Origin of the sequence: Nitritalea halalkaliphila LW7, from assembly GCF_000265075.1 — a bacterium.
Lineage (GTDB): Bacteria > Bacteroidota > Bacteroidia > Cytophagales > Cyclobacteriaceae > Nitritalea > Nitritalea halalkaliphila.
In genome coordinates, this window is record NZ_AJYA01000129.1 from 1 (window position 1) to 1,246 (window position 1,246).

Here is a 1,246-nt window from a genome sequence, read left to right on the forward strand (position 1 = left end):
ACATGTTAAAAGCATACGCTGCGAGTCACGAGAGTGAGTTAGGAGCGCTAAAAAATATTGACTACGTGAAGTAGCTACTGGTTTGACTAGATGAGGGTCAGACAAGAGACAGTAGAAAGGCCTGGCGGCCTAGCGTAGGGGTTCCACCTCTTCCCATCCCGAACAGAGAAGTTAAGCCCTACTGCGCCGATGGTACTGGAGTTACATCTGGGAGAGTAGGTCGCCGCCTCATCATCGAAGCCCTTTGGAGAAATCTGAAGGGCTTTTTTTAATGGTTAATTGTTAATGGTTAATTGTTAATGGTTAATTGTTAATGGGGTTGTTGGCGTGGGACTTGGTKGGGTTGTCATGGGCCTTTTTTAATGGTTAATGGCGCTGCAGGCGTGGGACTTGGTTGGGATTGTTGTGGGCTGCTTTTTTAATGGTTGATTGTTAATGGTTGATGGTTAATGGTTAATTGTTAATGGGGTTGTTGGCGTGGGGCTGGTGGGGGGTGTTATGGACTGCTTTGATGGCGATTTTTTAGACGGAATGGTGTGTAAGGCGGATGTTCGTTTGCTTTCTATTTTCGATGAGGAATGATCGATTGGGATCGTTTGCTTTCGTTTTCTTTCTGTTTTCGAGGGTTTTGCTTTCGTTTGGTTTCGTTTGGTTTCTTTTTTATGTTCGATTATGATCGTTTGCTTTCGGTTTTTACCCGTAGCCAAAAGCCTGTTCGATCTCGTCGCACTAGGTCGCATCCTAGTAGGAATTTGAAATCCTGAGCCGAGCCGCATAGCGGCGGATTTTGGGAAGGCCTGGCGGCTTCAGCCCCAGCACGAGAGGCGTTCCCCATTTTTCAGCGTGGGGCGAGAAACGTCATGGAACCGATAATTAATATCCCCCACGTAATGCTTGTAATGGATATATGCATTTTCGATAAGCGCTGTTTAGAATGGGATATGCTATACTGATTTTCCCCCGCGCGGGATAGAGGATGTAGCGTTCTTCGATCCGCGGGCTAAGGCCACGCGGTTAGCATAAGGTCCGCCGCTATGCGGCTCGGGGGCGGTGGCGTCTTTCGATCCGCGGGCTAAGGCCGCGCGGTTAGCATAAGGTCCGCCGCTATGCGGCTCGGGGGGCGGTGGCGTCTTTCGATCCTCGGGCTAATGCCGCGCAGTTACCATAAGGTCCGCCGCTATGCGGCTCGGGGCGGTGGCGTCTTTCGATCCGCGGGCTAACGCCACGCGGTTAGCATAAGGTCCGC

General features: G+C 50.8%; 1 rRNA gene. It reads left to right on the forward strand.

Annotated features, from left to right (window positions below):
* Window positions 1-120: 120 nt before the first annotated feature.
* Window positions 121-232: ribosomal RNA gene (gene rrf, locus A3SI_RS16785) — 5S ribosomal RNA — on the forward strand.
* The last annotated feature ends 1,014 nt before the right edge of the window (window positions 233-1,246 follow it).